22 protein-coding genes are annotated in these 26159 nt (G+C 39.3%); 4 read left to right on the top strand and 18 right to left on the bottom strand.

What is annotated here, in order from left to right; all coding sequences use genetic code 11:
* Nucleotides 1–89: 89 nt before the first annotated feature.
* From phoU to H541_RS11970, 15 genes are all read right to left on the bottom strand, one after another.
* Nucleotides 90–749: a phosphate signaling complex protein PhoU gene (phoU, locus tag H541_RS0107580; RefSeq protein WP_022796723.1), complete on the bottom strand. Its 660-nt coding sequence runs from the start codon at nucleotides 747–749 to the stop codon at nucleotides 90–92.
* Between the two features lie 100 nt (nucleotides 750–849).
* Nucleotides 850–1602 carry a phosphate ABC transporter ATP-binding protein PstB gene (pstB, locus tag H541_RS0107575; protein WP_022796722.1) on the bottom strand — a complete coding sequence of 251 codons (753 nt, stop codon included), beginning with the start codon at nucleotides 1600–1602 and terminating at the stop codon, nucleotides 850–852.
* Nucleotides 1603–1605: 3 nt separating this feature from the next.
* Complete coding sequence (pstA, locus tag H541_RS0107570; protein WP_022796721.1) at nucleotides 1606–2418, bottom strand: phosphate ABC transporter permease PstA; 813 nt, start codon at nucleotides 2416–2418, stop codon at nucleotides 1606–1608.
* A gap of 3 nt (nucleotides 2419–2421) precedes the next feature.
* Complete coding sequence (gene pstC / locus H541_RS0107565; protein WP_022796720.1) at nucleotides 2422–3279, bottom strand: phosphate ABC transporter permease subunit PstC; 858 nt, start codon at nucleotides 3277–3279, stop codon at nucleotides 2422–2424.
* A 207-nt stretch (nucleotides 3280–3486) separates the two neighbouring features.
* Nucleotides 3487–4374: a substrate-binding domain-containing protein gene (locus H541_RS0107560; protein WP_022796719.1), complete on the bottom strand. Its 888-nt coding sequence runs from the start codon at nucleotides 4372–4374 to the stop codon at nucleotides 3487–3489.
* A gap of 75 nt (nucleotides 4375–4449) precedes the next feature.
* The gene (gene pnpS, locus H541_RS0107555) at nucleotides 4450–6189 is read right to left on the bottom strand and encodes a two-component system histidine kinase PnpS (RefSeq protein ID WP_022796718.1); all 1740 of its coding nucleotides are present in this window, start codon (nucleotides 6187–6189) and stop codon (nucleotides 4450–4452) included.
* A gap of 11 nt (nucleotides 6190–6200) precedes the next feature.
* Entirely contained in the window at nucleotides 6201–6890 is a 690-nt protein-coding gene (locus H541_RS0107550; RefSeq protein WP_026501714.1) for a response regulator transcription factor, read from the bottom strand.
* A gap of 190 nt (nucleotides 6891–7080) precedes the next feature.
* Nucleotides 7081–7968 (bottom strand): permease-like cell division protein FtsX, encoded by an 888-nt coding sequence (gene ftsX, locus H541_RS0107545; protein WP_022796716.1) that lies wholly within the window; start codon nucleotides 7966–7968, stop codon nucleotides 7081–7083.
* Nucleotides 7958–8644: a cell division ATP-binding protein FtsE gene (gene ftsE / locus H541_RS0107540; RefSeq protein ID WP_022796715.1), complete on the bottom strand. Its 687-nt coding sequence runs from the start codon at nucleotides 8642–8644 to the stop codon at nucleotides 7958–7960. The genes ftsX and ftsE overlap by 11 nt, the downstream gene beginning before the upstream one ends.
* Nucleotides 8645–8863: 219 nt before the next feature.
* Nucleotides 8864–9968 (bottom strand): peptide chain release factor 2 gene (gene prfB, locus H541_RS0107535; RefSeq protein ID WP_205617809.1). Its coding sequence is split into 2 segments (ribosomal slippage): nucleotides 8864–9895 and nucleotides 9897–9968, totalling 1104 coding nucleotides; the frame shifts between segments, so codons are not numbered across the junction.
* 283 nt (nucleotides 9969–10251) lie between these two features.
* The gene (gene secA / locus H541_RS11975; protein ID WP_022796713.1) at nucleotides 10252–12651 is read right to left on the bottom strand and encodes a preprotein translocase subunit SecA; all 2400 of its coding nucleotides are present in this window, start codon (nucleotides 12649–12651) and stop codon (nucleotides 10252–10254) included.
* A gap of 622 nt (nucleotides 12652–13273) precedes the next feature.
* Entirely contained in the window at nucleotides 13274–13822 is a 549-nt protein-coding gene (gene hpf, locus H541_RS0107525; RefSeq protein ID WP_022796712.1) for a ribosome hibernation-promoting factor, HPF/YfiA family, read from the bottom strand.
* Nucleotides 13823–13945: 123 nt separating this feature from the next.
* Nucleotides 13946–14701 (bottom strand): ComF family protein, encoded by a 756-nt coding sequence (locus H541_RS13230; RefSeq protein ID WP_022796711.1) that lies wholly within the window; start codon nucleotides 14699–14701, stop codon nucleotides 13946–13948.
* A gap of 18 nt (nucleotides 14702–14719) precedes the next feature.
* A complete protein-coding gene (locus H541_RS0107515) occupies nucleotides 14720–16225 on the bottom strand; it encodes an ATP-dependent helicase ComFA (protein ID WP_022796710.1) in 1506 nt (501 codons plus the stop codon).
* A 177-nt stretch (nucleotides 16226–16402) separates the two neighbouring features.
* Nucleotides 16403–17299 carry a DegV family protein gene (locus tag H541_RS11970; RefSeq protein WP_022796709.1) on the bottom strand — a complete coding sequence of 299 codons (897 nt, stop codon included), beginning with the start codon at nucleotides 17297–17299 and terminating at the stop codon, nucleotides 16403–16405.
* Nucleotides 17300–17552: 253 nt separating this feature from the next.
* Between H541_RS11970 and H541_RS0107505 the strand changes: the two genes are divergently transcribed.
* On the top strand, nucleotides 17553–18182 hold the full coding sequence (locus tag H541_RS0107505; RefSeq protein WP_022796708.1) for a YigZ family protein: 630 nt from the start codon (nucleotides 17553–17555) through the stop codon (nucleotides 18180–18182).
* A gap of 91 nt (nucleotides 18183–18273) precedes the next feature.
* Here H541_RS0107505 and nadE read toward each other — a convergent pair whose 3' ends face one another.
* The 3 genes from nadE to H541_RS0107490 all read right to left on the bottom strand — a co-directional run bounded on the left by nadE (nucleotide 18274) and on the right by H541_RS0107490 (nucleotide 22287).
* Nucleotides 18274–19101 (bottom strand): ammonia-dependent NAD(+) synthetase, encoded by an 828-nt coding sequence (gene nadE, locus H541_RS0107500; protein WP_022796707.1) that lies wholly within the window; start codon nucleotides 19099–19101, stop codon nucleotides 18274–18276.
* A gap of 78 nt (nucleotides 19102–19179) precedes the next feature.
* On the bottom strand, nucleotides 19180–20664 hold the full coding sequence (locus H541_RS0107495) for a nicotinate phosphoribosyltransferase (RefSeq protein ID WP_022796706.1): 1485 nt from the start codon (nucleotides 20662–20664) through the stop codon (nucleotides 19180–19182).
* Between the two features lie 219 nt (nucleotides 20665–20883).
* On the bottom strand, nucleotides 20884–22287 hold the full coding sequence (locus H541_RS0107490) for a sugar transferase (RefSeq protein WP_022796705.1): 1404 nt from the start codon (nucleotides 22285–22287) through the stop codon (nucleotides 20884–20886).
* A gap of 450 nt (nucleotides 22288–22737) precedes the next feature.
* Here H541_RS0107490 and H541_RS0107485 point away from each other — a divergent pair, with 450 nt between their 5' ends.
* The 3 genes from H541_RS0107485 (at nucleotide 22738) to H541_RS0107475 (ending at nucleotide 25799) form a co-directional block, all read left to right on the top strand.
* Complete coding sequence (locus H541_RS0107485; protein ID WP_022796704.1) at nucleotides 22738–24093, top strand: uracil-xanthine permease family protein; 1356 nt, start codon at nucleotides 22738–22740, stop codon at nucleotides 24091–24093.
* Between the two features lie 315 nt (nucleotides 24094–24408).
* Entirely contained in the window at nucleotides 24409–24948 is a 540-nt protein-coding gene (locus H541_RS12815; RefSeq protein WP_022796703.1) for a DUF1836 domain-containing protein, read from the top strand.
* Nucleotides 24948–25799, top strand: a complete 852-nt coding sequence (locus H541_RS0107475; RefSeq protein WP_022796702.1) for a DegV family protein — start codon at nucleotides 24948–24950, stop codon at nucleotides 25797–25799. Before H541_RS12815 ends, H541_RS0107475 begins: the two co-directional genes overlap by 1 nt.
* Nucleotides 25800–26159: the final 360 nt, after the last annotated feature.

Here is a 26159-nt window from a genome sequence, read left to right as displayed (position 1 = left end):
GTAATAAGTCAATCCATCTCGAAAATTTAAGTTCCTATTTTCGGATGGCTATCCTTATTACTCAAAGCTAAACGGTTCTGGAACAACCTCTATCCGAGTTCTACTAGTTCTCCTGTTTCTATGTAGATGATTCGTTCGCAGATGTTAGTGACATAATCTCCGATACGTTCGATATTACCCATAACTGAGATAAATCCTGAGCCATTAAACACCATTTCAGGTTTCTTTTTCATTTCTTCAATGGCTAATTGATTTGCTACGACAAACAGATGATTAACTTTCTCATCATGTTTAGCTGTTTCTTTAGCAGCATTAATAGCTAATTTGTACAAATTATCCAAGCTTTCACGGAGCATTTGTTCCACATAGGCACCAGCTTCTGCTAATACTTTATCAGAACCAGGTATACGTGGGTTTCCTTTGACACGAATGGTTGTTTTTGCAATAGCTACGGCATGGTCTCCCATCCGTTCTAAATCGGAACAAACTTTCATAGCAGTGACAATTGCTCTTAAATCTGTTGTATTTGGTTGTTGTAATGCGATCAATCGTGTACATGCCTGTTCAAGTTTGATTTCTGCATGATTGATTTTACTATCGTTATCGACAACTTGTTGGGCCACTTCAACATTTTGTTCAGTATACGACCGAACACCATTATGAATGGCTTCCAAAACTTGGAGCCCCATTTGGCTCACATGACGGTTCAATTCTTCTAATTGCTTTTGAAATTCTTCTCTTAACATCATTTAAATCTCCCCCTTTTAAATGGATTCGACCTCATTATCTCTATCTATGCTGCTCTGAAGATATTTCCCCTCGCTCATATCATACGCTATTATTTGAGTTTTAACCAAACTTACCAGAGATATAATCTTCAGTTCTTTTATCATGAGGATTTTGGAAGATTTGTGCAGTATCTCCAAACTCGCAGATCTCGCCCACCAGGAAGAAAGCCGTTTTATCTGACACACGTCCTGCTTGTTGCATATTATGTGTCACAATCACAATTGTATAATCACTTCGTAATTGGCGCACGAGATCTTCTATTTTATTTGTTGAAATTGGATCTAACGCACTTGTTGGTTCATCCATCAATAGTACTTCGGGTTCAACCGCCAAAGCTCTTGCAATACAGATCCGTTGTTGTTGTCCACCAGATATACTGAGGGCATTTTTATTTAGTTTATCTTTAACTTCGTCCCAGATTGCTGCTTGTTTCAAACTACGTTCAACGATTTCATCTAAACGATGTTTATCCTTGATACCGTGTGTTCTAGGGCCGTATGCGATATTATCATAAATACTCTTTGGAAACGGATTTGGTTGTTGGAATACCATCCCAACCCGTTTTCTCAACAAATTGACATTATAGTTTTTAGCATAAATATTATCGCCATCTAATAGGATGTCGCCCGTAATTCGACAATCGCTCACTAAGTCGTTCATACGATTTAAACTTTTGAGTAAAGTTGATTTACCACACCCAGACGGACCGATAAAAGCAGTGACTTCTTTTTCAGGAATCTCTAAGTTGACATTTTTCAGAGCTTGAAAGTCCCCATAGAATAGATCCATATTCTTAATACTGATTTTACTCATCATCTAACTCCCTTTAGATAGCTTATTGGATAAAACTGTTGAAATTCCATTGATGACCAATACAGTGACAATCAAGATGACACCTGTCGCAAAGGATTCATTGACATGTAGACCTTCACTTGATAACACGTACATATGAAGTGCTAGAGTCCGACCGGATGAGAACAAACTCTTAGGCATATTGGTGGAAGTGCCTAAAGTATACATCAAAGCGGCCGTTTCACCCACGATTCTGCCTATTGCCAAGATAACACCGGACAATATACCCGGCATCGCTACTGGTAACACAACTTTGAAGATAGTCCTCAGTTTCCCTGCACCAAGTCCAAAACTTGCTGACCGTAGGGAATCATCCACCGATAGTAATGCTTCTTCAGTAGAGCGGACAATAACTGGTAAGACCATAATCGAAGATGTCAAAATACCAGCCAGTAACGAGTACTGGAATCCTAAGAAAATAACGAAAAATAACATCCCAAACAACCCATAAACGATAGATGGGATACCAGACAAAGTATCAGAAGCAATTCGAATCACTTCAACGACTTTAGAGCCCCGCTTGGCATATTCAACGAGATAAAATCCGGAAAAGACGCCAATTGGTGTCGCAATCAACAAAGACACGAAGACAACGATCAAAGTTGTGATAATAGCTGGCATTAAAGAAACATTTTCAGAGGTGTATTGCCAACTGAATAATGACGGTGTCAAATGTGGAATACCATTGATTAAAATATAACCAATCACAAAAAATAATGCCCCAAATGTGAAAAGAGTCGAGAGGTAAACAAGGAAACGAATAATATTTTTTTCCAACTTCTAGTCCCTCCGCTTCACAATGGCAAAGACGCCGTTGATAATCAATATAAAGATAAACAGAATAGCCGATGTCGCAATCAATGCTTCACGATGTTGTCCTGCTGCATAAGCCATTTCTAACACAATGTTTGTCGTCATCGTCCGAACCCCTTGGGTCAAACTAGATGGAATTCTCGGTTGGTTACCAGCAACTAAGATGACCGCCATTGTTTCACCAATTGCACGACCAATACCTAAAATGATTGACGAAATGATACCTGACTTAGCCGCTGGAATGATAACCCGCATCACCGTACGTTCGTGAGTTGCTCCTAACCCCAAACTACCCGTGTAATAGACAATAGGGACAGCTTTGATAGACGACTCAGATAAAGAAATAACTGTTGGCAAAATCATAATACCAAGCAAGATCGAGGCTGTAAGGATATTCATCCCTGTCCCACCAAACTGATTTCTCATGACGGGTACTAGTAGTTGTAGTCCAAAAAAACCATACACAATGGACGGGATTGATGCCATCAATTGCACCGCTGGCTTAAATATTCGGTAAAGAGGCTTAGGACAAAAGTAAGCCAAAAAAGCTGCCGTCAAGACGCCTGTGGGAACCCCCACAATCGTTGCCCCTATAGTAATGACCAACGATCCTATGATCATTGGTAAAATACCAAAGTAGCTCGGTGTATTAGATGGTGCCCACTTAGTTCCAAACAAAAAATCTTTGATCCCATATTCGGCAATGAATGGTAAACCATTTGCAAAAATAAAATAACAAATCACAATTATTGCTAGCACTGAGATCGAAGCAGATAGGAGGAAGACTCCTTTCATAAACCCTTCAGTAAACTGTTGCTTTCTCATAAGTTTCTCCTTTAAAAGATTTGGCAAGTATATTCATTATATCAAACTCATCACTAAAACGGTTCAAATCCTGAGCAATTTGACCACAAAATAGGAGAGGTCACTACTTGATATGTGGTTGAGATAATGGCTATCACTGCCACGTAACAACAGTAAAAGAAGCTGAGACAAAGCAGTGTCGCAGCTTCTTTACCGTTGATTGGCTGATTATTTAGCTAAGTCTTCCCAATCTGTTGTTTTCCCTTGAAAAACTTCTTTGACTTGATCTAATGTCAAATCTTCAACTGAGTTGTCCTTGTTGACAACAACTGCGATACCATCAAGCGCGATAGCATCAGAATTTAATTCAGCTTTTTCTTCATCTTTTAGTTCACGAGAAGCCATACCAATGTCGGCTGTTCCTTCGATTGCTGCAGTCATACCAGCTGAAGAACCATTAGCAGTGATATCAACTTGAACATCTGGGTTCAACTCTTTATAAGCTTCAGCTAATTTTTCCATCAACGGACTGATAGAAGTTGATCCTACAACTGAGATAGAGCCAGATTGATTGGATGCTGAGTAATCTGCACCATCTAACTTAGCTTCAACATACCCATTATCAACTGCGATTTCTTGTCCTTGTTTTGAATGGATGAATTGAACGAAATCAGCTGGTAGAGCTGCTAAATCGCCTTTCCAAGCTATATTGAACGGACGAGAAACTTTATAATCACCTGACAATACAGTTTCACTCGTTGGTTCAACACCATCAATTTTAACTGCCTTAACAGTATCATTTAATGACCCTAAGGAAATGTAACCAATACTGTTAACATCACCTGCAACGGATGACAAAACGCCTTCAGTTGAATTTTGAATTACTGCATCAGGAGAAGTTGTATCTGTTTCGTTGTCGCCATCTTTTTCTAAGATTCCAGTAATTTCAGTAAAAGCACCACGTGTTCCTGAACCATCTTCACGGCTGATAACATTGATCGTTCCACTTGCACCATTTCCGCCATCGCCACCATCAGAGTTCCCATTACCACAAGCTGCTAATACAACAGTTGTACCTAACAAAATAGACCATTTAGCAATTTTATTGATTGACATATTTTACCCCTCTTATTTAAGCAGTATTATCTTACAGGTACATCATAACAAGCTATTGTAAATTGTCTTCAATCATTATTGTAAATTTTTTGTAAACTCTAAATAGTTTGGCAATTCAATCACGAATTGTGTCCCCTCATCGAGTTCACTGACAACCGTAATCCTGCCTGCCATGCTTTTTACAAGGTTACGGACGATAGCCAAACCTAGCCCAGTCCCACCTGAGTTACGACTTCTTGCTTTGTCTACACGGTAGAAGCGTTCAAAAATTCGTGTGAGATCTGCCTGAGGAATTCCTATCCCATCGTCAATCACTTCAATCCTGATTCCCTCTTCTGGGGTCATCGCCTGTACATTGATCTCGGCGTGACCCCCTGGATAATTATAGTGGATCGCATTTTCTAGTAAATTGGTCAATACTTGTGTTAGCCGCTGTTGGTCCCCAAACCACTTCAAATCAGGCGGACTAGAGACAGCAATTGTAATGTCTAAACGGTCCGCTTTGGCAGATAAACTCGTGTTGATTTTATCCAACAGTGCATTAATATCGACTTCGTCCCTTTTTAACGGTACTGACTTCTGTTCTAGGCGGGTCAGGGATAAGATGTCATGAATAATATCATCCAAACGACCGCTCTCTTTTACAATAATCGTTAAGAATTTGTCTAATGTGTCTGACTCTCGATTATTAGGATCAAGTAAAGTCTCAGCAAACCCCTTTATAGAAGTAATCGGTGTCCTCAATTCATGTGAGGCATTGGCTACAAAATCACTTCTGACCTTTTCAAGTTGTCTGATTTGGGTCAAGTCATACAGTAAAACGATAAAATTCGTATGGTGGACAGCACTGTCTACCGGAATCACACTAGCATTGATAATCAGTTCACTGGGATAATAAAAGACAACTTCATCAGTTTGGAGTTCACCCGTTCGATAGGCCAATTCGATCAAGTGAAGTAAGCCATAACTTTCTATGACATGAGCATCCGTCATATTGATCAGCTGCTGATTCTTTTTACCAAGCATTTGCTCTGCAGCAGGATTGGCTAATTTGATTTGCCTATTCTCATCCAATAGTAAAATACCAATGATTGAATGCTGCAAAATCAAAATCATTTGTTCGTCCTGTTCTGTCAGGAGATAGGCATTCTTTTCCAAGCGTTTTGAGAGATGGTTCAATTGGCCGCCGATAAACTCTTTTTGTTGGAAAGGGCCATGATACCTAACATGATAGTCTTTTTCATATAGAGCTTGGACAGTATCCTCAAGTGCCCACCAGGTGCTCGATTGTCTCCAATACAGTCTCGCCAGCCACCACAGCAAGATAATCCAGCTAAGTACTGCAAAAGCAGGCCATGGTGCTATCCAAAAATCCCTAAGAATTGCGAAAGGGGATACTATTTTGACCGCAATAAGTTGGAAGCCATTAGGCATTTGATACCGTCGCCCGACATACCCTATAGAAGAATAGACCTCGGATGTGCCAACTCTTAGCCAATCTGATAGTGGACTAGGCTCAAACGAACGATTAGCAGGCACCAAAACGCTAGTCCCTTTACTGTTGAGCACATACCAATAAGTTCCGTTATCAGATAAATTTAAAGCTTCGTAAGTTTGAAACAGTCTTTCTGAATCAACGCCACTACGTAGCAATAATTCTTCTTGTTGGATTAACTTTCTGGAAAGCTCCTGTGCTGCTTCACTTTGACTGGTCCTCAATGCTTGTGCAGATATAGCACTAAAAACGATAATAGCAGCGATGCAAAATACAGTAATAATTCGTATTGTAAACTGTTTTTGAAAGTATCTGACCATTGGTAGATTACCTACCCTTCTAACTTGTAACCAAAACCACGGACTGTTTTGATGAATTTATTGGTGTCATCCTTTGATTCTATTTTTTCCCGCAAGTGACTGATATGGACATCAACAATCCGAGTATCTCCAGAAAAATCATAATTCCAGACTGCTTCCAATAACTGTTCGCGACTAAGTGTTCGATTTAATCGTTGCGCCATATAAACTAATAGTTCAAATTCTTTTGGGGTCAATTCCAGAAGCACACCTTTTCGCCATGCTTCATAACGATCTGGGTAGATTAACAGATCGCCCACTTTGATATCAGATTGTTTGACTTCTTGTTCGTTACTCTTACGACCTCTACGACTGATTGCCTTCATCCGTGCCAGTAGCTCCCGAGGGCTGAATGGTTTGGTCATATAGTCATCTGCTCCAAGTTCTAAACCGAGCACCTTTTCAATCTGATCATCTTTAGCTGTCAACATGATGATTGGCACATCGATCTGTTCTTGCCTTATTTTTTTACAGACTTCTATCCCATCCATTTTAGGAAGCATTAAATCTAAAATAATGAAATCGTAGTTGGAAGAACTAGCTTTTTCGTATGCACTTAGACCATCCATCACGGCCGCAACCTCATAGCCTGCCTTTTCCAAATGGAAACTCAATAATGTGACAATTGATTCCTCATCATCAACCACTAAAACCTTTTTGATGTCGTCTTGATTTTCAGCCATAACTCCCCTTACCTCTCTTTTGTTATTGCTATTATATTGAATGTTTCCCTAATCTAGCTACTACAGATTTTTAGTGTCGTGACTAGATAGTCACTACCGTTATAATAATCAAAAAAAAAGCAATGGTGCAAGATAAATCTGCAATTGCTTTTTCTTTGAACGTTATTTTCTATTTTTTTAAGAAGCGTGTAATTGAGAATAGTGATCCAAATGACCCAATCAAAATACCGACAGCAAGCATCACTAGGCTCAAATAAAGGAGAAATGGCATCGGATTGAGCAACTGTAATGAGGTTCCTGCTAAAAATTGGATTCCTTTATTGTAAACATAATAATAAGCAGAAACTGAGAGGACGATTGGTACAATAGCCCCTAAGAATCCGATAATCCCACCTTCTAGGAAGAAAGGAGCTCTGATGTAAGAATTTTTTGCTCCTACTAGTCTCATGATCTCTATTTCAGTTCCTCTAGCGTAGATAGCTGTCCGAACAGAGTTTGAAATCAAAAAGGTCGCTACAATCAAAAGTGCCACTAAGATAGCGATACCGATATTGCGGGCGGTGTCGACATAAGTGAAGAATTTATCAATACTTTCCCCACCATAATTGACATCACTCACATAGCTCATTTTTTCAACTTCTTCCGCCACTTTTGTTGTATCAGAAGGTGAAACAGCTGAAACGATAATGGCATTTTGGAAAGGATTTGAATCGCCTTCGAACAAGGTAAAAGCATCACCTTGTGATTCGATGACATCCTCTAACTCTTGATCTTTAGTCCGATATTCTGTCTTAGCGACCTCTGGTAATTTAGAAATATCTGCTTCTAATTGCTTTTCTTCCGCTTCATCTGCTGCAATGTCAATAAACACTTTGACTGTTACATCATTTTCGATGGAAGCAGCCACACTATTCATATTCAGTAAAAAACTAGTTGCAAAAGCGAATAGTAGTAAGGTCAATGAAACAGCTGTGATCGATGCAAAGGTCAATAACCCGTTACGAGTCAAGCTTTTGAAGGCATCGCGAACATGACGAAACTGACTTCTAATGAACATATTCGTAGTCCCCCTCTTTCTGGTCCCGAACAATCTCGCCATTTTCAATCTCGATAACACGATGTCTAATCGTATCCACGATTTGGCGATTATGTGTCGCCATCAGGACTGTTGTCCCTTGCGTATTGATCGTATCTAAAATACGCATGATCTCAAGAGACGTTTCTGGGTCTAAGTTGCCGGTTGGTTCATCAGCGATAACAACACTTGGGGTATTGACGATAGCACGTGCAATCGAGACCCGTTGTTGCTCACCGCCCGACAATTCGTCTGGAAAAGTACGCATTTTGTGCTTTAGATTCACGAGATCAAGCACCTCATTGACTCGTTTTTGGATTTCTTTCGGCCTTCTGCCAACAACTTCCATAGCATAGGCTACATTTTCAAATACAGTTAATTTTGGTAATAGCTTAAAATCTTGGTAGATCACTCCAACATGGCGTCTTAGATAAGGGACATCTCGATTGCTCATCTTGATCACATTAAAAGGGCCAACTTGAATATAGCCACTCGTCGCTTTTTCTTCTCGATATATCAGTTTTGAAAAAGTTGATTTACCGGCACCACTTGGTCCAACAAGATAGACGAACTCGCCTTGATCTATTTGAACTGAAATGTTGCGGAGAGCAGTTAACCCATTCCCGTAACGTTTGGTGAGATTCATCATTTCGATCATGTGTATTACTCCATTCCTCTTTAATTCCTCTAATCGTCATCAACGATTAGTTAGCTGAGTTAGCTTGTACAATTATTTATTATAGCATGAGGAGCCCGGTGCTAGCATTGAGATTTAATTACAATCCAGTGTCAAAGACTACCATCATTTGATAAAGCCCTGTGTTGGGTCACTCAATCGCTTGTCTCGTTAAAGACATCACGGCTCTTGTTTTACCTATCAATGTTCTAATTTCCATTTTAAGTAAGCATCGATGAACGGATCCAAATCGCCATCCATCACGGCAGCAATATTTCCAGTCTCATAGCCTGTTCTCAGATCTTTGACCATTGAATATGGATGGAAGACATAGTTTCTGATTTGTGATCCCCAACCAATTTCTTTTTGTTCACCGCGCAGTTCAGCTAGATGAGCTTCTTTCTTTTCTTCTTCCAGTTGGTATAACTTCGCTTTTAACATACTCATTGCTTGATCACGGTTCTTGAATTGTGACCGTTGCGCCTGACTTTGAACAACGATACCCGTTGGAATATGGGTGATGCGGACTGCAGATGACGTTTTATTGATATGTTGTCCACCCGCACCTGAGGCTCTGTAGGTGTCGATTTTGAGATCATCAGGATTAATATCGATAGTGATATCGGTATCTATTTCAGGTGTCACTTCAACCGAACAGAAGGAAGTATGTCGCTTTCCGGCTGCATCAAAAGGTGAGATACGAACTAAACGATGCACTCCTTTTTCAGATTTTAAATAACCAAACGCATTATATCCTTTAATCAATAAGGTCACGGATTTAATACCCGCTTCGTCTCCAGATTGATAGTCTAGCATCTCGACTTCATAGTTGTGATGCTCAGCCCATCTTGTGTACATCCGCAACAGCATACTGCCCCAATCTTGCGATTCTGTTCCACCAGCACCAGGGTGGATTTCCAAGATGGCATTAGAATGATCATGAGGCCCATCAAGTAGCATACTCAATTCATAGTCATCAACTGCCTTTTTGAGTGCAATAGCATCCGACTCTGCTTCTTTCATGAGCTCTGGATCTTCCTCTTCCCTCAGTAAACTGATTGCTGTTTCTAGATCAGATACCCCATTACTCAATTGTGTTAATTCTTCTAGAGCAGATTTTTTTTGATTCAACTCGTCGATTGTCTTTTGTGCTTTCTCTTGTTTGTCCCAAAAATTTGGCACACTCATCTCTTGTTCAAGGGCAGCTATATCCTCCTCAAGCTGATCTAAGTCAAAGAGACCTCCTGAAACTTTTGACCTGTTCTTTGGCGTAAGCCGCTATATTATTTAGTTCACTGATTTCCATTTATATAACCCCATTTTTCTGTTTTTCTACTGTTTCTCTTGTTTTTTCTGTTTCTCTTAGTTTTTTTACTCTGTTTTTTTGCTGTCTCTCTTAGTTTTATACTGATACTCTTGGTTTTTACTGTTACTGGTAATTCAAAGGCTAAAAGGTAATTTAAAGGCTAAAAATAGCTGGAACAAATTGTTCCAGCTACAGTTATCTAAAAAGGTCTGAAACCGATCAATTGCTCTTCAATCATTCCTATTCCAAAGTAATAACTCTCGATAGAGTTGTCACTTTCATCCTAGTTACCATGAGTATTCTTGACGGGTTCCCGTTTCAAGTTTTGTCTGATCTCAGCTTTCATCACGATTCGTGTCACATCATAATCGACGGCCGCAATCATCTCATTGAAGCGATTGAATCCTTCTGTTTGATATTCAGTCAATGGATTCGTTTGAGCATATGCTCTTAATCCAACGCTTTGGCGAAGTTGATCCATATCATCGATGTGGTCAGTCCACTTACGGTCCACTACTCTCAAAATAACTACTTTTTCAAACTCGAGCATTTGATCTGGTGACGTGAATTGTTGTCTTTTACCTTCGTAAATCTTGTAAGCATGGTCTTCTAACAACTCTTCTAATTGTTTAACCGTTTTGCCTTTCAAGTCATCTAGTTTCAATTCAGCTGGTTTAGTGATGGCAGCTTCAGCAGCTTCCAATAAGCCTTCTAGATTCCAATTCTTTTGTTCTCCAACAGCAACGGTATGTGTTTCAACCATCCGTTTAACAGTCCGAGTGATCATCCCTCTGATGATAGGTTCTAGCGTTTTAGTTTCACTAATGACTTGTAGTCTTTGACTGTAGATTGTTTCCCGTTGTTCCCGCATTACTTCATCGTATTCTAGCACGTTTTTACGCGTATCATAGTTGTTACCTTCTACCCGTTTTTGGGCAGACTCGATTTGTTTTGTAAAGAAGCGGTTTTGGATCACAATGTCTTCGTCGCCATCTTGACCTAAACGGCTCCAGACTGCTTGGATTCTTTCAGAACCAAAACGTCTCATTAAATCATCTTCTAAGGAAAGATAGAATTGTGTAACACCTGGGTCTCCTTGACGTCCAGAACGTCCTCTCAACTGGTTATCGATACGACGAGATTCATGCCGTTCAGTTCCTATTACGCATAATCCGCCTAGTTCTTTTACACCAGGTCCAAGTTTTATATCAGTCCCACGACCAGCCATGTTTGTCGCGATTGTAACGGCACCCTTTTGCCCGGCACCAATAATAATCTCTGCTTCTTTAAAGTGATTCTTAGCATTCAATACTTCATGTGGTATTTTTTGTGCTGCTAATAAACGTGATAATAACTCAGACGTTTCAACCGCAACCGTCCCTACTAAGATAGGTTGCCCCTTGCCATGACGTTCTTTAATATCTTCAACCACCGCGTGGAATTTGGATTTCAAAGATGGGTAGAGTAAATCCTGACGGTCATCCCGAACAATTGGTCTATTAGTTGGGATCACAATAACATTCATGTTATATATTTCTCTAAATTCTTCTTCTTCCGTTTTGGCAGTACCTGTCATCCCGGATAATTTTTGGTACATTCTGAAGTAATTTTGGAAAGTGATCGTTGCCATCGTTTTCGACTCGTTTTCAATCTCAACGCCTTCTTTTGCTTCAATAGCTTGGTGTAAGCCGTCAGAGTAACGACGACCTTCCATAATACGTCCCGTAAATTGGTCAACGATTTTGACCTTGCCATCATCAACAACATAGTCGATATCTTTGATCATAATGTAATTAGCACGTAAGGCTTGATCGATATGGTGAGTCAAAGCTGCATTATCCACATCATACAAGTTTGGAGTTCTAAACGTTCTCTCAGCTTTAGTAATCCCCTCATCTGTTAACGAAATTGTTTTTGAGGTAATGTCGATTGTATAATCTTGTTCCTCTTTTAATCCTTTAACAAAAAAGTCTGCTCTATTATAAAGAATATTCGATTTCTCAGCTTGTCCTGAAATAATAAGCGGTGTTCTCGCTTCATCAATTAAGATCGAGTCAACTTCATCGACAATCGCAAAATTGAGTGGCCGTTGCACCATGTTTTTTTTATAAACAACCATGTTGTCACGAAGATAATCGAAGCCTAGCTCGTTATTTGTTGAGTAAGTGATGTCACAATTATAAGCCTCACGTTTTTCAGCAGGAGACTTACCATTCAGGTTAAGACCAACACTCAAACCCAAAAAGCGATACAACTCTCCCATTTCATCAGCATCACGAGTTGCCAAATAATCATTGACCGTTACAACGTGAACCCCTTTACCAGAAAGAGCATTCAAATAGACCGGCATCGTTGCCGTCAATGTTTTACCTTCACCAGTTTTCATTTCAGCGATATCGCCATGATGAAGAACGACACCACCCATGACCTGCACTTTATAAGGGAACAATCCAAGCACACGCTTTGCACCCTCACGCACTAACGCAAAAGCCTCTGGTAATAACTTATCTAAAGTTTCACCATTTTCAAACCGTGATTTGAATTCTTCAGTTCTAACTGGAAAATCCTCATCACTCAACTGAGCCATCTCATCTTCAAATGCCAAGACTTTATCTGCAACCTTGCTGAGATGTTTTATTTCTTTTTTATCATTTTCAACCAATTTTTTAATGAAATTTGCCATTACGGTCTCCTTTGTAACGATCGTACTTACAGATAACTTTGCCTATTGTTTATTTCTATTGCCGTTCTATTTCTTTTTTATCTATCTAATTCTTTCTATTCTTTAAAAATCTTTCAGATGTTGCTATTCTTCAAATCTATCTGATGTTTCTATGACTAAACCATTTTGATATTCTTTAGTACTTCTTTAAGTATAGTCATTAGAGCAAGCACCAATGTACCACTATGACGATACTCCAGTGATTTTTCCGACACTCCTCGTATCGTAAACTATACAGCATCATTGTTATTCTAGCATTAGTTTATGCATAAATAAACCTTTTACCCAGAACACTACAATAAAAAAACCAATTATAAGAGAACACTGCTCTTTGACCGTTAAAGAAGAGCAAATCGACGACAAATAAGAGGCAGAGAATTACCTCTACCTCTTATTTTTTTCTTATTGTTTTTTCTTATTGCTATTTCTTATTGCTAATTTTTATTGGTATTTCTTATTGCTATTAGTACTAGTACTGTTGCCTATTAGAAACAAACTAGTAAACGAGTGTAGTAACTCAACCTTCAGAAAAACCAGTGCTCGAGTTTTGCTACGAGGCGCCGCATTTCTTCCGGCTTGCTCCTTAAAAATTATCTGTTTCAATCAATCCGTATTTTTGGTCTTTACGTTGGTAAACGATGTTGATGCCACCTGTTTCAGCATCTTCAAACACAAAGAAGTTATGTCCCAACATATTCATTTGTAAAACAGCTTCTTCGCTATCCATCGGTTTCAAAGCAAAACGTTTCGTTCTCACAATTTGAATGCCTTCATCTTCATCGGAAGTTTCTTCTCCTGGAACGGAGGCAATCAATACCTCAGAGGCTTTCTCACGTGATTTACGATTGATTTTAGTTTTATATTTACGAACTTGACGTTCCAATTTGTCAACGACTAGATCAATACTACCATAAAGATCAGGAGAAGTTTCTTCAGCTCGTAATGTAAGGAAGGAGAATGGGATCGTGACTTCAACCTTAGCGGTTTTATCTGAATAAACCTTTAAGTTGACATGTGCCGTCACTTCTTGATCATCAAAATATTTCTCTAACTTGCTGATTTTCTTGATGGCATAATCCCGGATCGCTTGTGTTACCTCGATATTTTCACCACGAACATTAAATTTGAACATAGTAATTATCTCCTTTCGCCTGGCAAAGCCAGTTTTAAGTTAAAGTGAAGGACCACTCTTCCACTTAGCTTTGTATTATTATTATAAACTTTTTAGAAGAAGTTGACAAACGATTATAACTTTCTAATGTGCTAACACAACCGCGAAAAACTGTTGTGGTTTATAGGGCAACAGACAGGAGATTGCATCATGTAGGGTACGCCCTGTTGTATACACATCATCGACTAGAATAATCGTCTTGTCCTGTATTAATTGTTCTATAGCCGTTTTATCTATTTCTTTTTTAATCTTTAAGACTGAATCCCGACTAAGTCTCATTGCTTTAGTTTGTTGACTCTGTTTTAAATCATCTTCAATGTGTTCTAAGATATCAAAAAAAGGCATCTTATTTTCTTCAAGAATGACTTTGTTTTGGTTGAATCCTCGTGCTTCTTCTCTCTTTGGAGAACTGACTAAAGGCACAATGACGATTTGTTTTGGATCGAGCTTCTCTGTTTTTAACATGCTATCGCTCGTTTTTTTGATAGCAGGAGCCAATACATGAACCATTCGAACGTCTCCCATTGTCTTAAAACGTTGAATCAATTCTTGTAAAACACCGTGGTAATGATAGGCTGGATAGATTTTTAATCGATGATGATCTCCTTTTTGTTTCCAATAAGCACAATTAGAACAGATATCCCCGTACAAATCACTATCAGGATTTATCAGTGATATTTTTTGCCCACAACACCGGCAGTGCGTCCGCTCATACTGTGCCTTCTTTAACGCCTCTAAGCACTCGTCACATACTCTCTTCTCACACTTTGGCCTAAAGCTCATCCAAAAATCGAATTGAAATGTGGAACTAATAGTATTATCACAAATCACACATTTCATTCAAAAATACCTCCACTTTTATTGGGACATGTTGCGGTCTTCTTGTCTCTTTAAACGATTTAGGTAAACGATTTGCTTCTTTGCCCGTTTCATTGCTCTTGTTTGACCATTATGCAGCCAAATAACATCTCCTTTGGGTCGGTCAGGGTTTCTTCCTACCCTCCCAGCAATTTGGACAAGTGATTCCGTCGTAAAGGTCTCATTCTCGCTTCCTAAAACGATGACATCGATGTTTGGAAAGGTAACCCCTCGTTCCAATATCGTAGTGGTTAATATAAAACGATAGTTCCCATCATGCATCTTTTGTATCTTTAGTGGTCGCTCCTCATCCTCACTTGACACAGAAGTAAAACTCCAGGAAGGAAAGGCTTTTTGAATCACTGACTCCAATTTAAGCATTCTATTAATATCAGGCAGAAATACAAGAAAAGGATTGCCGCTATCATAATATCGGGTGAGTAGTTTAAGCAATCGGTAAGATAGTTTTAGCCGATCAATTGCCTGTTGCCACGGGCCAATATAAATACTACGTGGAACAGCTAGGGGATGCCCATGAAAACGACTAGGCAGCACACTTTGACTCAGTGTCTTTTCTTTAACTTGTTTGATCAAAAAAGATGGTGGTGTGGCAGTCAACCAAAGCCTAGAAGAGCATTCTTTACTTGCTAAATCTATAGCACGTTTAAGCATATCGCTATCCACAAAAGGAAAAGCATCGCCTTCATCGATGATAATCGCATCAAAGGCTCTATAGAATCGTATGAGTTGATGTGTCGTCATCATCATAAAAGGTTGAAACTCGTAAGGCTCCTCGCTACCACCATAAAGTAAAGGAATAGTAAGATCTGGAAAAGCGTTCTGATATCTCCGACGTAATTCAATACAAACATCAACCCGTGGCGAGACATACGCTATACACATCCCACTATCTAGCCCTTCTTTGATGGCCTGAAAAGACATTTCCGTTTTTCCTGCGCCAGTCACAGCCCAAACCAGATGAGATTGGCGATTTAAAAAAGCTGTTGTAACTTCCTTTGAAACACGCTCTTGAGCTGGACTCAAAGAAAACTCTGTCATTAATCTCGTTTCTTTATCCTGACTAGCTGATGCTAATGATGCTAGAGGCTGTGATAATGACACTAGTTTAGAACATGACTTGATACGGTGAAAAGGGAGACAATCTAAGCAATAAGTACAGTGAGATGAGCACTTACACGGTGTCGGATAAAAGCGACTAGGATCTTTATTACCACACCTTTGACATTTTCCATTAACAACTGCATCTTCTATGACTACAGCTTTGGTATTTTTTTCTATAGTGTCACTAATAGCTGCTCTCAAATCTGGAGAACACTCCGTTAAGACGAGACGTCTACCATATAGTTCGTTCATGAGAACATCTGCCACATTCATCTTTTTTTCTGGACCATTTATCTTACTTGTTTTACTTATTTTGATCGTTTTGTTTCTTTCATTTCTTTTATTTGTTTTATCAGTATCTGTTCCAGTTCTAGAATAATCCATCGATATCCCCTTAGAGCCACTACAGCTAATATACCTTACCCAATCATCAATCATAGACAGCCCGATAGTCTGCTACACTATCATTTCTACAAAGACGACAAAAGTGTCTCATTTGCACAAAAAAAAGAATCTCAAATCGAGATCCTTCACCACAGTCGCTAGACTGTTATCACATATTTAATTTTGGCCTAAGGCATCAAAGTCCGTTAAGTAACCTTCTTCAGGTACTCTCGTCCATGTCACAGCCATCGCCTTCTCACCCAAGTGAGTGCCAATAACTGGTCCAAAGTAGGCAATACTAAACGAGACATCAGGGAATACTTCACTGAAATGGTCTTGCAATTCTTTTGCCTTTTCTGGGAAGTTAGCGTGAACGATAGTAGCACGATAAGTCCCCTCATTGCTGAAGGCATTTTTCATCAATTTTTCTAGCCGTTTATAGGCTTTCTTCTCTGTCCGAATTTTCTCAAATACCACAATATTGCCATCATCAAATGTCAAAATAGGCTTGATTTTAAGCAGTGTCCCAATGGCAGCAGCACTAGCCGTCAAACGACCACCACGTTGTAGATTAGACAGATCATTCACCACAAAATAATCATCTGTTAAATGACGCAATTGCTCTACACGCTTTACGATAGCTTCTGCATTATAACCAGCATCGATCAGTTCACGGGCGTACTGGAGTAAACGAGCTTGGACCGCACATGCAACTGTTGAATCAATTGGATAGATGACACTTTGATGATCATCTCCCCACTGGTTAGCGATAGTTGATACCGTTTGATAAGTGCCACTGATTTTACTAGATAAATGAATAGAAATAATGGCATCATAGCCTTGACGATCTAGTGATTCAAAGCATGAGATCAGTTCGCCAATTGCAGGTTGAGAACTTGTCGGAAAATGTTTGTCGGTTGCTAATAAATGGTAGAACTCAACAGAGTCTATCTCAGTTTCTTTATAAGAAGTCGTGCCAAATGTCACTGATAATGGGACTACCTCAACTTGCCAAGCAGCCTGTTGAGCCTTCGTCAAATAGGCCGTACTATCAGTTACTAATGCAATTTTCATAGGATATAGCTCCCCAATTCGTTTCTAATTTGAACTTTGCCAACTCAAATTTCATTATATTATTAAAATAACATATTATCAAAATAACTTATCACATCAACAAAAAGCCAAAAATTAGGTAACCCCATAAAAATAACGTAGCTCTAGCAAATGATAATTACTTAAGAGTATAGCATAAACCCAAAAAGTTTTCATAGTTGTTGGTGTATGATGTTCTTTGCTATACTAACAGTAATTTCGAGGAGGAAATCGTATGGCAGATCTAACTATCAAGGAACTCAATTCCGCCGAGACAATCGTCAAAGGCTCTCGCTTTATCGGAACTATCATTCCTGTGGAGTCTGAAGAAGAGACCACCATCCACTTGGAAAAAGTACGTAAGGAACATCAAAAAGCAAACCATAATTGCTTTGCCTATGTTATTGGTCCAGACGATAGTATCGCTCGTTGTAGTGATGACGGAGAACCGTCACAAACAGCTGGAGTCCCCATTTTGTCCGTCATTCAAAAGGAACATCTCCACGATGTCTTGATCGTCGTGACACGTTATTTTGGTGGTACTAAATTAGGAACGGGCGGGTTAATTAGAGCATATAGTGGTGCAGCCGCAACTACAATCCACCAATCCCAAATTGTTGACCGTATCGTCCACCAAGTTTTCCGGCTTACCTTTGATTATTCTTATATTGATCCTTTCTCTCATTTCCTACAACGACACCCATCACTCTACACTCTGAACCAAGATTATTTAGAACAAGTCACTTATCAAATGAGTACCCCCTTGACACTCTATCAAGACAACCTCCAAAAGATCATTGAATTTTTCAATGATAATGTCAAAATTGTTCCCATCAAAAAAGAAACGATTGCTACACCTGTATAGGTCAGCAAATCGTTTCTTTTTTTTGATTTCTTCTACTCTTTTAGGCTTATTATTTTTAATTTCAGGCTTACTATTTCCACTTTTAGGTTTATTATTTCCAAAAGTCATCATAGACAGTAATAGGCAATTGCCGTTTATGTTCTGTCTTGTCATACCAGCTTTCAATTGTTTGAGCATCCTTATCAGAGACGTCTTTGCCCTCTAGATAATCATCAATAGCCTCATAAGTCACACCAAGAGCCTGTTCATCAGCAATAAGAGGCTTGTCATCTTCCAAATCAGCAGTCGGTACTTTGGTATAGATATCAGCAGGCGCCCCTAAGTACTTGAGCAGTGCCTTACCTTGACGTTTATCTAACCGCCATAATGGTAAAATATCTGCCCCACCATCACCAAATTTTGTGAAGAATCCTGTGACACTTTCTGCCGCATGATCCGTTCCAATCACTACCCCTGCATTAGCCGTCGCAATCGCATACTGAGTGATCATCCGTTGACGAGCCTTGATATTACCCTTATTGAAATCAGACACTGATGTCCCTGTTTCTTCAATTGATTGCACTGTAGCATCTACTGCAGGTTTGATATTGACCCGCAACGACACATCAGGATCAATAAACGATAAGGCTCTTTTAGCATCTTCTTCATCCGCCTGATTACCGTAAGGTAAACGAACTGCGATGAATTGATAACTTTCATCACCTGTCTCTTCTCTCAGTTCTGCTGCCGCAATATTGGCTAATTTAGCTGATAGTGAGGAGTCTTGCCCACCACTTATCCCTAATACGAATGTTTTTAGAAAAGGGTGTTTCAGGAGATACTCCTTCAAAAAATCGACAGAGCGTCTGACTTCTTTTTCAGGGTTGATCGACGCGCTGACTTTCAGAGCTTCTATGATTTCCTTTTGCTTTTCGCGCATTTTTTTGGCTCCTTTATTCTGATTTCTGATTTACTGACTGTTAGTAAGACTATGAGCTTCGTTGTTAACGTTGACTCCTTAGCGTGTGACTTGACGACGACTTTGTTTTTTGAATTTTGCTTGTACTTTATCCAGTAAGTTCATCTTATGATCATATGCCTTTTGAGAGAGATCAACAGGATATGGCTCTGGATTAAGTATCCGCTTATATTCATCCCAAAGGTTTGCTAATTGGACTTCCGCATAACGTTTGACTTCGTCAAGGTGTGGAATATCATAGACTAACTCCCCATTGCTGAAAATGTCTACTAATAGTGGCCGTGCCGAGAAATCTTTAATGGTCTTGTTGATATACGTATAGGTTGGATGGAACATATACAATTCATCTAATTCATTGGGTTCTTCATCCCAGAGTGCAATATAATCACCCTCTGATTTACCACCGTTATTATTGGTGATCCGCCAGACCTGTTTCTTACCAGGCGTCGTTATTTTTTCTGCATTGGAGGAGATTTTGATCGTATCGACCATTTGCCCGTTTTCATCCTCTATGCTAACTAATTTGTAAACTGCGCCAAGAGCTGGTTGGTCATAAGCTGTAATCAACTTCGTCCCAATCCCCCAAACATCGATTTTAGCATCTTGCATCTTCAAGTTTAGAACTGTCAATTCATCTAAATCGTTTGACGCATAAATCAGTGCATGCGGATAACCGGCTTCATCTAATTGTTGTCTCACTCTTTTAGACACATAGGACATATCGCCACTGTCGATTCGAACACCTTGGAAGTTGATCTTGTCCCCAAATTCATTTGCCACCTTGATAGAAGCTGGCACCCCAGAATTCAACGTATCATAAGTGTCGACGAGAAAAACGCAATCTTTATGGGTCTCAGCATAGGCTTTAAACGCTTTGTAATCATCACGATACACTTGTACTAGCGCATGGGCATGCGTCCCACTAGCAGGAATGCCGAATAATTTAGCAGCACGAACGTTTGATGTGGCATCGAACCCACCGATATAAGCGGCACGTGTGCCCCAAATAGCTGCATCCAATTCTTGAGCCCTTCTGGATCCGAACTCCATGATTGGATCCTTGCCAGCGACACTTCTAATGCGACTAGCCTTTGTCGCTATCAAAATATGAAAATTGACGATATTCAACAAAGCAGTCTCAACCAGCTGACATTCTGCTAGAGTTCCTTCTACCTGAACAACTGGTTCATTAGCGAAGACGAGATCCCCTTCGAGAACACATCTAATATTGCCTTTAAAACGGAAATCTCTCAAATATTGGATAAATGCTTTTGGGTAATCTTCTTCTGCACTCAAGTACTCTAAATCAGATTCTGAAAATCGTAACCCATCAATATATTCGATAATACGTTGCAAACCTGCGTTGACGGCATAACCATTTCCAAATGGTAACTTACGAAAAAAAACCTCAAAAACTGCCTTTCGTTCAGCAATTCCTTTCTCCCAATAAGTTTTCATCATATTGATTTCGTACAAGTCGGTATGCGTTGCTAAACTATCATCTTGATAATCGCAAACTGTCATCACCGCCACCTCATTTCCTAATATTTATAATAACACCCTGTTTTTTGATGACCAAAACTCAACTGACATGTGATGTGAGGATTACCTCTCCAAACACCTACTATTAAACCAGTAAAGCAACCACCATTCGATAAACTATTATACAACACTTTCAGGTAAAATTCTTTTGCTTACTCTTAATGACTGACTAATCAGCTCCACCTAATACATCTAATCGGCTTAGTGTAAGACGATGTAATTAGAGTCACTCTCTGCTTCTTCCAAGGTGATGCCTCTGACAGTAGATTCAGCTCTCATTTTTGACTTCTTAAACATAAATTTCCGTGCAAGCCACTGAAGAATCAAAACCGCATCCATTCTGGGTCTAAAATTTTTGATGTAATAAAGGTCATACTTCAATTTTTGTTCAACCGTTTTCGCTCTGAAGCCTAGTATATCGACAGGGTGAATCAAACCAGGTTTTGCCTTAAATCGCAAGAAATAGTCAGGGACTTGCGATTTGAATTGATTCGCAAAGAATGGTTGCTCAGGGCTAGGCCCAACAATCGACATACTTCCTTTCACAACACTGAATAATTCTGGAACGTGGGTCAAATGGAGACTAGCAATCCAGTTTTTAGGTTGCTCACTCGTGTCTGCTTCAATCTCCCCAGTCTGTTCCAAGTCAGCTATACTGCCCTGCTTTTTGAAGATGTCTGAGTTAAACTTATAATGATAAAAGACTTGCTCATTTACCGTCAAAAGTTCCGTCTTTTGAAATACTGGGTCATTACTTTGGAGTTTCAAAATGAGCCAAGAAATCGCCACAACTGGTGCCATAACGATTGCTAACGGTAAGCTAATTAAGAGATCAATCATCCGTTTTAAAAATCGGTCGGTGCTAGCTCGTTCAAAGCCATTTCGTTCTAATAGGCAAACATATGGATTACTGATTAGTCCCGCTGTAGCTGCAGTCAATTGAATCGTATCGCCATCAGAGATGATACCCTTGTTATTTCGAATCAACAACCGTTTGATCTTTTTCTCATCCGCATCTGTGATAGCTGATTTTAAATATACAGCATCATATTCTTTTATATGATCTCTCAAATTATAGTAAAAATCTCCGATTATAATGTGGCTGATCAGCCCATCAAAGCCAAAATTAGGATGTTGTTGCAGCATCGTGTCAATGTCTTTCTCAAATCCAATAACAGCAATACGTTGTCGGGGAATGAATCTGAGTAATAACCGTCGTGCCACTAATCGCCAGGTGACTATCAGAATTGATGAGAATACAAAATAAAGCAATAAAACCCATCGTGGCGTCCTCATCGCGTCGGTGATAGCCGTCAAGCTCATCATGACAATAACCGTCAGAAACTGATTCATGACTAATCTAACGACCAGATCTGGCTTTCTCATTTTGGTCAGATCATAGGTACTTGATCCTACTTGGATCAATAGAAATCCTATTAAAGTCACCCAAAAAACAAGGTGGAATTGTTCAGGGAAAATGCGGTCAAAATTGTAGCCATATCTGACAAAATAAGCCAGAAAAAGACTAATGATATAAACCACACTATCTCCTATTGCTAAGATGATATTGATCATCCGCTGTCTTTTTTGCTGTGAACGATTCATACTGTCTTGTCCTTTCATTGCCTTTTTAACAGTTAGGTCAGCTACTATTGACTATTGTTTTTACAATTTGATTTTGTGGCGTTCTTATTGTCCTTCTTATAAACCCTTTTTAGAGTTCTTTCTAGATCTCTTTTTTGAATTCTTTTGGAACGCTCTATTAAACGCTCTATTAGAAGTCCACTAGCTTTTTAGCTTCAATACCATCATTTTAGCATATTTAGAGGACAAGGCTTAACCAAAGCTTGATTTTTTCTTAACAAACCCAATCACTAACTTAAGAAATTCTTATGATTCATCTATCAATCTCTAAGAACTTTTGCTATAATTAAGGGAAGGTCCTTTAAGTTGATCCAGTGAGATCGATAAGGTGTTAAGTCAAACAACTTTGAGGGCATTCTGTGCTCTTTTTTTTGTGCCTTTTTGGACCTACATAACCAAGGAGGGGAAACAATGCAACATACAAAAACACAAGGTGTTTCAGGGTATTTACCAGATGAGCGCCCTACAGCAGGTAAATTGGTCTTATTCGCAATCCAACAGATATTAGTCATGTTTCCGGCTACTGTCATGGTCGCATTACTTACAGGTTTCCACGTTTCAACTACGATTTTTGCGAGTGGATTTGCAACACTCTGTTTCTTATTTGTTACCAAAGGTAAGATTCCATTATACTATGGATCCAGTTTTTCTTATATAACAGCAATCGTTGGGATTACTGGTGGAGTCGGTGGCATCACTATGGGTGTCAATGCTCCTGATGAACTCATTTCCCAAGCGCAGTTTGGGATTATCGCATCCGGATTTGTCTCAATCTTAGCAGGGATTATCGTCAATCGTTTTGGCCAAGATAAAATCGAAAAATTCTTGCCACCTACTGTTACTGGTAGTATTGCAATCATCATCGGGCTTTCTCTAGCAGGGAGTGCTTTAACTGGAGCTCTTGGTTATGATGCTGCTACCAACACGACTGATACTCACTCAATCATCGTTGCTCTAGTCACTTTAATCAGCACGATTTTATTCTCTGTTTACGTCAAAAATGGCGTTTGGGGACAAGTCCCAATATTACTCGGAATGGCCATTGGCTATGTCTTAAGCTTCTTTTTCGGAATGGTTAGTTTTGAAGGACTGTTTGATCAGTCTTTCGTTCAAGTCCCTCATTTTACATTGCCAACGCCTAACATGGGTGCCGTCTGGGCAATCATGCCGATAGCAATTGCAACAATTCCTGAATCGACAGCTCACTTATTCCAATTAGATATCTACGTTAATAATCTGGCTAAAAAACGTAGAGTCACAAAGAAATATAATATTGCCGACAAATTAGGCCTCAACTTGATTGGTGATGGCATCGGCGATATTGTTAGCTCATTATTCGGTGGTCCAGCTGGAACCAATTATGGGGAAAACATTTCAACAATGGCCATCACTAATAACTTCTCAGTTTGGGTACTCGGTTGTGCCGGGGTCATCACGATGTTGATTTCTTTCATCAGCCCTTTATCAACACTCGTCAACAGTGTTCCTAGCCCTGTAATCAATGGCGCTGGTATTTACTTGTTTGGTGTTATCGGAGCACAAGGAATCGCTATTATCATCAACAAAGGTGTCGATCTCTTTGACTCTAAAAACTTAGCAATCATTGCAACGATCTTGATCATCGGTTTAGGAGGTTCTTTTGCCTTTCCTAATGGGATGATCCCTGTTGGTAATACACCACTACCTGCTATTGCTACTGCTTCTATTTTTGGGATACTATTGAACATCTTACTGAGTATCGATTTTAAATCGAAATCTCCACAATAAATCTGAAATAAATCTGATAAAGCTCACAAGATTACTCGCATTACCAAAGCTCGTGTTACTAGAGCTACTTAAGATAACTTGACTAATTACTCATTGAAAAGACTGAAACAACGGTTCCAGTCTTTTTTTGTCTAAATATAGTCTCAAAATATGTTCTCAAACTCGTTTGACATTTCTGTATCCATGTTTTAAACTTAGGCGTAGAAAACATATGGTTATTATAACTAGATATAGTGGTTATTATAACTACTTAACCTTTTTAACATTTTTAATGTTTTTACTGCTTTTACTATTTTTGACCACAAGGAGGATTGTATGGCTGATCGGATAATAATACTTTTGGAGCGTTCTTTACCCACTTGGAATGACCTTCCTGCAATGCCTTTGTTTAACCAACAAGTTGTTGATTATGTCAACGAACAATTGGGACCCTATCTTTTGAAGAATCAAAAACTGACTTCCACTATGATCCAAAACTACACGAAATGGGAAGTCTTGCCCAAACCAATCGGTCGTAAATATGATCGATTGCACATTGCACAGATCATCGTAATTACTATCTTGAAACATATTATTCCACTGGAAGATGTCCATAGTGGCATCAACTTGATGGTCCAACTAGTTGGCCATGAGGAAGCATATGATAGCTTCATCAAAACCTTGTCTGAAAGCACCAAACGAACATTTGAACCACTTCTAGACCCAACGCTACCAAGCTACCGCTATAGTGGCTTTGAAATATCCCGCAAACTTATTGCTATTGCGGCAATTTCTGATGCTTACAGTCGGATGCTACTCACTGAGATGATTCTGGAAAAACAAGGAATCAGAGGATTATTAAAGGAGACTCACTAATGCCAACATTTAAGATTGTACTCGACTCATCTTCAAATTTTGATTTTGAGTTAGCTCAAAAATATGATATCGAACTGATTCCATACAATATCCAAATGGATGAAAAACATTATAAGGATCTTGTTGATATCACAAGTCTGGAATTTTTCCAGAAAATGGGCGCTTGCCATACTCTAAAAACAGCGATTCCTAGTCCACAAGAAATAGGAGATTTCTTGACTGACCTAGAGTCAAAAGGAGTGACACAAGTTTTATTTATCACGACCTCTCAAAAATTAACTGGAATGCAAGATTTAGTCCATCTCGTAGCTCGAAGCCACCCCAATTTAGAAATAGCAGTTGTGGACTCAAGACAAGCTGGTGCGACAGTTGGTTTGATCGGTATTTATGCTGACAAACTCCGTTCAGAAGGTAAAGACTTTAACACCGTAGTTGATACACTCAACCGCAAGCTTCCAGATGCTTCTATCCATGCCCTATTTAGGACATTAGAGTACGTCATCCGTGGAGGTCGTTTAAGTAAAGTCAAAGGTGCTATTGGGATGATGTTGAAGATCCAACCTGTCCTGACTATTTCAGATGGTGAGATTACGATTACTGAAAAAATGCGAGGTATTAAGCGAAGTCGTAAGCAGTTGATTACCAACATTCGCAAAAAAATAGCTAGTGGTCGTCCTTATTATTTTGCCCTGTTCTCTGGGGACAATGAAGAAGAACTCGCTATCTTAAAAACAGAATTAGATGACGTGATTGCTAAAGCAGACGTGTACTTTGAAAAAGAATTCACGCCTGTACTTGGTGTCCATGGTGGCCCAAATGCTATCGGAGCATCAGTATTCTTTACTGATTGATACGCTTATTCTAATAGTTGGAGTCACTTGAGTTGTTCGTGTTTCTTATATTTCTCGTGCTATCACTTTAAAATAAAATGAGACTACAAGCTAACATGAGATTACAAGCTAACATGAGATTACAAGCTAACATGAGATTACAAGCTAACATGAGATTACAGCTGTAAAAACGGAAAGAGGGAGAAAATCTTCAACGATTTTCTCCCTCTTTGCTATTTAGTAGGACATGTGTATTTCAGCTGGTGTTTCTTCTTCAAATTGACTTTGATACAGGTCGGCATAGAAGCCATTTGCTGCTAATAGACTATCATGCGTACCGTGTTCGATGATATTACCATCTTGCATCACTAAAATCAGATC

The organism is Bavariicoccus seileri WCC 4188, from assembly GCF_000421665.1.
Lineage (GTDB): Bacteria > Bacillota > Bacilli > Lactobacillales > Aerococcaceae > Bavariicoccus > Bavariicoccus seileri.
Note: the sequence above shows the minus strand (reverse complement) of the source record. Positions and strands in the feature narration are given on the sequence as shown.

Excerpts from the sequence above, each read along its gene's own strand:
- phoU (WP_022796723.1), bottom strand. The coding sequence starts at position 749 with ATGATGTTAAGAGAAGAATTTCAAAAGCAATTAGAAGAATTGAACCGT.
- pstB (WP_022796722.1), bottom strand. The coding sequence starts at position 1,602 with ATGAGTAAAATCAGTATTAAGAATATGGATCTATTCTATGGGGACTTT.
- pstC (WP_022796720.1), bottom strand. The coding sequence starts at position 3,279 with ATGAGAAAGCAACAGTTTACTGAAGGGTTTATGAAAGGAGTCTTCCTC.
- H541_RS0107560 (WP_022796719.1), bottom strand. The coding sequence starts at position 4,374 with ATGTCAATCAATAAAATTGCTAAATGGTCTATTTTGTTAGGTACAACT.
- pnpS (WP_022796718.1), bottom strand. The coding sequence starts at position 6,189 with ATGGTCAGATACTTTCAAAAACAGTTTACAATACGAATTATTACTGTA.
- ftsX (WP_022796716.1), bottom strand. The coding sequence starts at position 7,968 with ATGTTCATTAGAAGTCAGTTTCGTCATGTTCGCGATGCCTTCAAAAGC.
- ftsE (WP_022796715.1), bottom strand. The coding sequence starts at position 8,644 with ATGATCGAAATGATGAATCTCACCAAACGTTACGGGAATGGGTTAACT.
- secA (WP_022796713.1), bottom strand. The coding sequence starts at position 12,651 with ATGGCAAATTTCATTAAAAAATTGGTTGAAAATGATAAAAAAGAAATA.
- hpf (WP_022796712.1), bottom strand. The coding sequence starts at position 13,822 with ATGTTCAAATTTAATGTTCGTGGTGAAAATATCGAGGTAACACAAGCG.
- H541_RS13230 (WP_022796711.1), bottom strand. The coding sequence starts at position 14,701 with ATGAAATGTGTGATTTGTGATAATACTATTAGTTCCACATTTCAATTC.
- H541_RS0107515 (WP_022796710.1), bottom strand. The coding sequence starts at position 16,225 with ATGGATTATTCTAGAACTGGAACAGATACTGATAAAACAAATAAAAGA.
- H541_RS11970 (WP_022796709.1), bottom strand. The coding sequence starts at position 17,299 with ATGAAAATTGCATTAGTAACTGATAGTACGGCCTATTTGACGAAGGCT.
- H541_RS0107505 (WP_022796708.1), top strand. The coding sequence starts at position 17,553 with ATGGCAGATCTAACTATCAAGGAACTCAATTCCGCCGAGACAATCGTC.
- nadE (WP_022796707.1), bottom strand. The coding sequence starts at position 19,101 with ATGCGCGAAAAGCAAAAGGAAATCATAGAAGCTCTGAAAGTCAGCGCG.
- H541_RS0107495 (WP_022796706.1), bottom strand. The coding sequence starts at position 20,664 with ATGACAGTTTGCGATTATCAAGATGATAGTTTAGCAACGCATACCGAC.
- H541_RS0107490 (WP_022796705.1), bottom strand. The coding sequence starts at position 22,287 with ATGAATCGTTCACAGCAAAAAAGACAGCGGATGATCAATATCATCTTA.
- H541_RS0107485 (WP_022796704.1), top strand. The coding sequence starts at position 22,738 with ATGCAACATACAAAAACACAAGGTGTTTCAGGGTATTTACCAGATGAG.
- H541_RS12815 (WP_022796703.1), top strand. The coding sequence starts at position 24,409 with ATGGCTGATCGGATAATAATACTTTTGGAGCGTTCTTTACCCACTTGG.
- H541_RS0107475 (WP_022796702.1), top strand. The coding sequence starts at position 24,948 with ATGCCAACATTTAAGATTGTACTCGACTCATCTTCAAATTTTGATTTT.